General features: G+C 45.0%; 7 protein-coding genes and 1 rRNA gene. 5 read left to right on the forward strand and 3 right to left on the reverse strand.

Annotated features, from left to right (window positions below; translation table 11 throughout):
- Positions 1–68: 68 nt before the first annotated feature.
- The gene (locus ACOJS8_RS00460; protein ID WP_420146564.1) at positions 69–1,004 is read right to left on the reverse strand and encodes a sterol desaturase family protein; all 936 of its coding nucleotides are present in this window, start codon (positions 1,002–1,004) and stop codon (positions 69–71) included.
- A gap of 205 nt (positions 1,005–1,209) precedes the next feature.
- Here ACOJS8_RS00460 and ACOJS8_RS00465 point away from each other — a divergent pair, with 205 nt between their 5' ends.
- Positions 1,210–1,791: a hypothetical protein gene (locus tag ACOJS8_RS00465; protein ID WP_420146565.1), complete on the forward strand. Its 582-nt coding sequence runs from the start codon at positions 1,210–1,212 to the stop codon at positions 1,789–1,791.
- A gap of 75 nt (positions 1,792–1,866) precedes the next feature.
- Here the strand turns inward: ACOJS8_RS00465 and ACOJS8_RS00470 are convergent, their stop codons facing one another.
- Both ACOJS8_RS00470 and ACOJS8_RS00475 read right to left on the reverse strand, forming a co-directional pair.
- Positions 1,867–2,937 carry a branched-chain amino acid aminotransferase gene (locus ACOJS8_RS00470; RefSeq protein ID WP_420146566.1) on the reverse strand — a complete coding sequence of 357 codons (1,071 nt, stop codon included), beginning with the start codon at positions 2,935–2,937 and terminating at the stop codon, positions 1,867–1,869.
- 105 nt (positions 2,938–3,042) lie between these two features.
- Complete coding sequence (locus ACOJS8_RS00475; protein ID WP_420146567.1) at positions 3,043–3,594, reverse strand: cob(I)yrinic acid a,c-diamide adenosyltransferase; 552 nt, start codon at positions 3,592–3,594, stop codon at positions 3,043–3,045.
- A gap of 158 nt (positions 3,595–3,752) precedes the next feature.
- On the opposite strand from ACOJS8_RS00475, the gene ACOJS8_RS00480 reads away from it, so the two are divergent.
- The 4 genes from ACOJS8_RS00480 to ACOJS8_RS00495 form a co-directional block, all read left to right on the forward strand.
- Positions 3,753–4,271: a hypothetical protein gene (locus tag ACOJS8_RS00480; RefSeq protein ID WP_420146568.1), complete on the forward strand. Its 519-nt coding sequence runs from the start codon at positions 3,753–3,755 to the stop codon at positions 4,269–4,271.
- Complete coding sequence (locus ACOJS8_RS00485) at positions 4,255–5,460, forward strand: S-adenosylmethionine:tRNA ribosyltransferase-isomerase (RefSeq protein ID WP_420146570.1); 1,206 nt, start codon at positions 4,255–4,257, stop codon at positions 5,458–5,460. The genes ACOJS8_RS00480 and ACOJS8_RS00485 overlap by 17 nt, the downstream gene beginning before the upstream one ends.
- A gap of 101 nt (positions 5,461–5,561) precedes the next feature.
- Positions 5,562–6,863: a tyrosine--tRNA ligase gene (gene tyrS / locus ACOJS8_RS00490; RefSeq protein ID WP_420146569.1), complete on the forward strand. Its 1,302-nt coding sequence runs from the start codon at positions 5,562–5,564 to the stop codon at positions 6,861–6,863.
- A gap of 425 nt (positions 6,864–7,288) precedes the next feature.
- Positions 7,289–7,630: ribosomal RNA gene (locus tag ACOJS8_RS00495) — 16S ribosomal RNA — on the forward strand; the annotation flags it as partial.

Here is a 7,630-nt window from a genome sequence, read left to right on the forward strand (position 1 = left end):
AAACGGTGCTCAGGAAGAGTGATTACACTTCTCTTCCTGAGCACCGTTTGGTAATAAATGACGTATAACTAGACTGAAACTTCACTCTCGGCCATTTGCTGAATCTCCTCCCGGCGCTTTTTCTCCTCAGCAATTTTTACGGGGCTGCCGAAGATATAAAATAGCTTTTTACGGAATCCTTTAGCCTGTTTTACATCTCTGGCCATATCGGTCAGTTCATGGAAATTGATAAAGAACGGATTCGCCTTATTCGGAATATTGGTGGTAATACCATAGATAACCGGCTCGTCTTCCGGCTCATAGGTACCAAACATGCGATCCCAGAAAATGAACGTAGCGCCGAAATTCTTATCAATGTACTGTTCCTGCGAACCGTGGTGTACGCGGTGATTGGATGGTGTAGCGAAAATGTACTCAACCCAGGCGGGCATCCGGCGGATGTATTCCGTGTGTACCCAGAACTGGAACAAGACAGCCATCTGATTTGTAACGAAGAAAACAATAGGGTGAAAACCCATGAAAGCAACGGGCAGGAAGAACACAATTTTGAGGTGCTGAATCCAGCTCAACCGGTACGAAACCGTCAGGTTATAAAACTCGCCGGAGTGATGCACTACGTGGGTTGCCCACCAGAAGCGTTGTTCGTGCGAAACCCGGTGTGCCCAGTAGCTGAAAAAGTCCAAAATAATGTAGCACGGAATCAGCGTCCACCACTGTAATTCCATCCGCCACGGAATCAGATTATAAATCCAGATAAACAAATACAGTAAGCCTAACTTCAGAGTCGCCGAAACCACGAGATTTCCCAGGCCGACCAGAATAGAACCGATCGTTTCCTGCTTCTCATAAAACTCTCTCTCCTGATAGTAAGCGATACCCATTTCGATAATTGTGAAGAACAGCATAACCGGGACGGCCCAGAGTATGATGTTGGGTATGCTTTTCTCAATGTCATGTACGTTGTCAAAGGAAATTGGGTCAGCTCCGAATAGGGAAGAAAACATAATTCTAGTTGGTCAATATAAGCGTTGAATATAATTACTAGTCTATACTACGCTTTTCAGTTCATAAATCGCTTATTTAAATTGAATAAATATAAAACTTACTGCATAAAGTTATAATTTGTAAAGATGTACTCATTTTTAGTTTGTAGGATCTTATCTGTTACGTTGGGGTATCCACTACCTTTGTTAAAAGAACTCGCTCTCTATGAATACAAATTTACTTGCTGTTGTTACGCTTGGTTTAACCTTCTTTTTTTACGGATGCGGTGGTGATAAAACGGCTCAGAATCAATCGGCTGATTCGACTCAAACCATAAATTCTTCAGTTGCCTCCACGAACGTAGCGATTACGGGCCGCCTTGCCGAACTCAGTTTAACAAACGATAGTGATTGGCGCGGTATTAATCTTGGCGATGATATCGCTAAAGTGAAAACGATTGAAAAAGGCAAACCTTTTGAAAGTGATGAAAAACACATTGGCTATACGATAGAGTTTCAGAATCTGGAAACTGCCGACATGCTTTACTATCAATCAAATCAGAAAGTGTCAGCTATCGAAGTAGATTTATTTCTGAACAGCGGGCAATCTGTTGCTGATTATCAAAAGGAGCTGGAGCCGTATTTTACCGCTCGTTTCGGGACACCGAAGCCTGCTGATAAGACAATGATCTGGACAGGTAAAGACGGGAAAAGCGTTACGTTGACAGACGTATCGAAAGGAAAAGATTTCGGTTTGAAAGTTAAGATCGCTCAGACTGGTGGAGTAACAACAGCCTCTGCAAAATAGGGGAATGATCTATAGCATAAACGCTCCGGCTGTTGAGTCGGAGCGTTTATGTTTTTGGCGTATAGTCAGTACGTACTAGATAGCATGCATCCAGCCAAACTCATCAGTGGTTTTGCCGGTACGTAACTCAGAGAGATAATCACGAACGCGCACGGCAAACGATTCTTCCGGAGCAAATTCAGGAAGCATATAATCCTTGCCATTATAGCCAATCAGAGAATACGGAGAGGAGCCCACGGCTGTACCGGCTCCAAAAGCTTCCGTCAGTCGGCCGGTTTCGATGCCGGAAATAACTTCTTCAATCGAGACGAGCCGTTCTTCAACCGTAATACCCCAACTGCGGGCAATCTGTAAAATGGAATCGCGCGTAACGCCTTTCAAAATTGAATCCGACGTAGCAGGCGTTACCAGCTTTCCATCAATCATGAACATGATGTTCATCGTTCCCGATTCCTCAATGTATTTGTGCTCACGGGCATCTGTCCAGATCAACTGATCGTAGCCTTGTTGTTGCGCCAGTAATGTCGGGTACATAGAGCCAGCATAATTACCAGCGCATTTGGCATAACCAACGCCACCCGGAGCCGACCGAATGTATTCGGTCTCTACCTTCAGCTTGGGAGGATTACTATAATAGGCGCCAACCGGACCTGTGAAAATGCAGAACCGGTACGTTTTCGAAGGGGCTACACCCAGATACGTATCGGTAGCAAACATAAAGGGTCGGATGTATAATGAACTGTTCGGCGTATCGGGCACCCAATCCGCGTCAACACGTAGCAGAGCTTCCAGACCACCCATAAATACCTCCTCGGGTAACGTAGCCATACACATGCGCCGGGCTGATTCGTTCATACGCTCGAAATTGGCGTAAGGACGGAACAGCAGTACCTCTCCAGCTTCGTTTTTATACGCTTTCAAGCCTTCAAAAATTGACTGACCATAGTGTAGTGACGACAGAGCAGGGCTTAGGGTAAAGTTGTCAAATGGCACGATCGCTTGATTCTGCCATTGACCATCTACGAAATCGGCCACGAACATGTGATCCGAGAAATGTTTTCCGAAAGGCAGATGGTTGAAATCTACCTCTTGAAGGCGGGAGCGTTCCGCTTTCCGCAATTCAATTTGCAAGACGTCCGTCGTCATAACAGCTTGTGATTAATGGTATTTGCCTGTAAATAAGTAGGCTGCGACAAAGCTAAAAATAAGATTGATCAAATTTAGTTGTCAAGACAACTTTTTTTAAAACGGTCATATTCGCGGCTTCCAAACGATTTCTTCAATGTGCAAATCCTGTACCATCTTTCGGCCCAGTACAAATAAATAATCCGACAATCGGTTGAGGTATTGAAGGACCAATTCATCAACAGTTGACTGACTGCTAAGTGCTGTTACGAGCCGTTCAGCACGTCGGCAAACAGTACGTGCCAGATGGCAGTAAGATACGGAATCATGACCACCAGGCAGGACAAACGCACGTAACGGAGGCAGTTCAGTGTCAATGGCGTCTATTGTTTGTTCCAGTCTCGTAACATCTTCAGGTACAATGGCGGGCAAGGCTCGTTTTATTTCCTTTTCAGGATCAGTTGCCAGCTCAGTACCAATCGTAAATAACCGATCCTGAATTTCTATCAACAAGTCTTTCTGCTGAATTGCACCGGGCTGGTCACGTAGTAAACCAATCCAGGCGTTTAACTCATCTACGGTACCGTAGGTATCAATCCGTAAATCAGCTTTGCTCACTCGGCGCCCACCAATTAATGCTGTCTGGCCTTTATCGCCCGTTTTCGTGTAAATTTTCATAATCGCTAAACCAAATTCTTCAACAATTGAATAAGCTAAGGGATTTCCCCGTCAGCGCCGTACCTTTGCGCCCTGATTTGTAAAGTCGTCAGCCAGTAGTGATTAGTCTAAAGAAAAAGAAACTAATTACCAGCTCACCGACGACTGTGAACTACTCTATGAAAGCAGGTACTTTTTTTGTCCGAACTTGGCGTATTTTATCCATCCTCGGATTTCTATTATCCTTATTTGCCAGTTACATTTCGTATCCCGAAGAGGTAGCCGTTCGATTCGATGATCTTAAACAAGCTATTCAAACGGTAAATCGCGAAACAATTTTTTACGTTGCTGTGGCTATTTTTATTATCAATAATACCCTCAACAACCTAATGATCAAACTCTTTCGCCGTGTGCCAACCGCTCAGATTCCGGTACCTAACCAGGAGGTATGGGCCGCACATCGCTCACAACTGGACGAAGTGTTTACTAATTGGTTTTATTCGCTCACGGCTGCTATTAATACAGTCCTGGCACTGGGTTTGTTTGTATTATCGCTGCTGAATCGCTCCGATCGTAGCATGCAACCTTATGATTATGCATGGCTATTGCCAGTAGTTACGGTTATTCTGATAAGTGTGCTTGTTTCATTACCGATACGTTTGTTTATGAAACCTGGTGATGATGACTCAAACAAATGAACTGTTGCTGAGTCAGTTCCAGTACGATTTGCCCGACGAACGTATTGCCCGTTTCCCTCTGGCTCAGCGCGATGCGTCAAAATTGCTGGTTTATCGTAACGGGCAGATCAGTCATGAAAACTTTTCCAGTCTGGCTAATCTGCTGCCTCAAACGAGCTTTCTTGTCTTTAACAATACAAAAGTTATTCCGGCACGATTGTATTTTACAAAGCCGACTGGCGCGGTCATTGAAGTATTTCTGCTGCACCCTTTTCCTAATGATTTGCCAATTAGCCAGGCTATGGAAACGACGGGTTCAGCCATCTGGCAAGGCATGATTGGCAACCGCAAACGCTGGAAACGAGATGAAGCACTTACTTTAGTGTTGCCGCACGGAATTGAGATCTCGGCTACGTGGTACGACTATGATCAATCGACGGTACGGCTCAACTGGCAGCCTGCTACGTTAACATTCGCTCAACTTATTCAGTATGCAGGTGAAATTCCGTTGCCTCCATACCTAAAACGTAACGTAACGAAAGCCGATCGTACTACGTATCAAACTGTGTATTCTAAAGAGGAAGGCGCAGTTGCCGCGCCTACAGCGGGCTTACATTTCACCCCCAAAGTCTTTAATGAACTTGCCGAACGGGGTGTTAAACACGATTACCTGACTCTTCATGTTGGGGCAGGTACTTTTCAGCCCATTAAAACGAATGATGTTCGCAAGCATCATATGCATACAGAGCAGGTCGTTTATACACGGGAAAATGTAAAAAATCTGCTCAATAATCTTGATTCTATAATTCCCGTTGGAACAACATCCATGCGTGCTCTGGAAAGTCTGTACTGGATGGGAGTGAAACTGTTACGTAACGAACCTAATCCGTTTCTGCTTAATCAGCATTACGCTTATGAGCTGTCAGTTGATCAACAACCATCAGCTAAAGGTTCATTAGATGCCCTAGTTCAGTATTTTGATAAGACGAAACAGGAATCGATTGTAGCACGTACCGGTATTTACATAACACCTGGCTATCCTTTTAAACTGTGTAAAGGTATCATTACTAACTTCCATCAGCCCGGCTCAACGCTGATTCTACTTATTGCCGCTTTAATTGGCAATAACTGGAGGCAGGTATATAACGAAGCCTTGAAAAATGATTACCGATTTCTGAGTTACGGTGACTCTTCCTTGCTTTTGCCGTAAACCACTAATTTTGCAAAAAGAGGAACAGAATAAGCGTGAAGAAGGGAATAATAGCTTACCCTTCCCTTTTCGTACTTTCTTCCCCTATTATCTTTTAAAAAATGAACTTTATTGAAGAACTCCGCTGGCGGGGCATGTTGAACGACATGACGCCAGGTACCGAAGAACAGCTACAGAAAGAAATGACGGCAGGATACATTGGGTTCGATCCAACAGCTGCGTCACTACATATTGGAAATCTGGCTACAATCATGTTGCTGGTGCATCTTCAGCGAGCCGGCCATAAACCATTTGCCTTGGTTGGAGGAGCCACAGGAATGATAGGAGACCCATCAGGCCGATCGACCGAACGAGATTATTTATCTGAAGAAACGCTACGTCGGAACCAGGAGGGAATTCGGGCACAATTGACGCGCTTCCTTGATTTTGAATCCGGTGCCAATGCCGCCGAAATGGTTAACAATTATGATTGGTTTAAAGGGATAACATTCCTGGAGTTTTTACGGGAAGCAGGTCAGCATATCACAGTTAATTATATGGTGGCTAAGGATTCCGTGAAAAAGCGACTGGAAACGGGCTTATCATTTATGGAGTTCTCCTATCAGTTGCTTCAGGGATACGATTTCTATTGGCTTTACAAAAACAAAGGCGTTCGGCTGCAAATGGGCGGGTCGGATCAATGGGGCAACATTACAACAGGAACCGAGTTGATCAGACGTAAAGAGGGCGGCCAGACGGATCTGCGTGAGGAGTATCAAGCTTTTGCCTTAACAACCCCACTGATTACTAAATCAGATGGTACAAAATTTGGGAAATCGGCAGGAGGCAACGTCTGGCTAGACCCATCCATGACGTCTCCATATCAATTCTATCAATTTTGGTTGAATATGGCTGACGCAGACTGCCCACGCCTAATTCGAGTATTTACGCTTTTGTCGCGCCAAGAAATAGAAGAACTGGAACACCAGCATAATGAAGCACCACACTTGAGGATTCTGCAAAAAGCAATTGCTAGAGACGTAACAATTCGTGTCCATTCTCAAGCAGGCTACGACCTTGCTGTAAAAGCATCAGAAGTTCTCTTTGGGAAGGCTACACTTGAAACGTTACGTTCTATCCAGGTTGATGAATTCGATGTAATATTTGAAGGTGTTCCTCAAACGGAAGTTTCAGCGAAAGAATTAGCCGAAAGTAAAGACATAACAGACCTTTTATCAGTTGCCAGTCGTGGTGAAGTGTACGCGTCCAAAGGCGAGGCTCGTCGGGCGATTACACAAAATGCAGTAAGCATAAATAAAACTAAAGTAGCTGATCCAGCCGCACCAATTGACCTTGAGTGGCTTCAGGAACGCTATTTGTTGGTATCGAAAGGGAAGAAGAGCCACCTGCTAAAAAAAGTATAAAATATTTTCGGGTCTTAACTAACTGAGAGTGGGGGGCTTACCTGCTGAGGACCGCCCAGCCCCCCAACTATTTTCAAACCATCCCTTGACAAAGCCGTTTCAGGCCCCTACCTTTGCAGTCCCAAATCGAAAGAAATCGGGCAACCACCACAGCTAACACGCTGATAAAGAATGAGTTAACTGTAAGTGATTGAAAGTCAAGGTGAAAAAAATATTTTCAATTTAACTTGACAAACGGGAGAAAAGCTTGTACCTTTGCCCTCCCAAACATCGAGAGAGGTAACTAACTGATCTCAGCCACGCTTCGACCAACGGGTCAGGCGAGAAGTTCTTTGACAAACGGGCAGCACAGAAATGACTCGACCTGGTGAGGTCACTCACCGGTTGAACAACATCGTCACTTTGAGTAGTGACACATAATATTTACGATGGAGAGTTTGATCCTGGCTCAGGATGAACGCTAGCGGCACGCCTAATACATGCAAGTCGAACGGTCCTTTCGGGGATAGTGGCAAACGGGTGCGTAACGCGTAAGCAACCTGCCTCCAACTGGGGGATAGCCCGGCGACAGCTGGGGTAAACCCGCACTGTCCTTAGGAATCACCTGGTTTTTAAGGTAAACATTCATGGGTTGGAGAGGGGCTTGCGTCTGATTAGTTAGTTGGTGGGGTAACGGCTCACCAAGGCGATGATCAGTAGGGGTTCTGAGAGGATTGGCCCCCACATGGGTACTGAGATACGGACCCAACTCCTACGGGAGGCAGCAG

This window comes from Spirosoma sp., from assembly GCF_048594605.1.
In the GTDB taxonomy this organism is placed as follows: Bacteria; Bacteroidota; Bacteroidia; order Cytophagales; family Spirosomataceae; genus Spirosoma.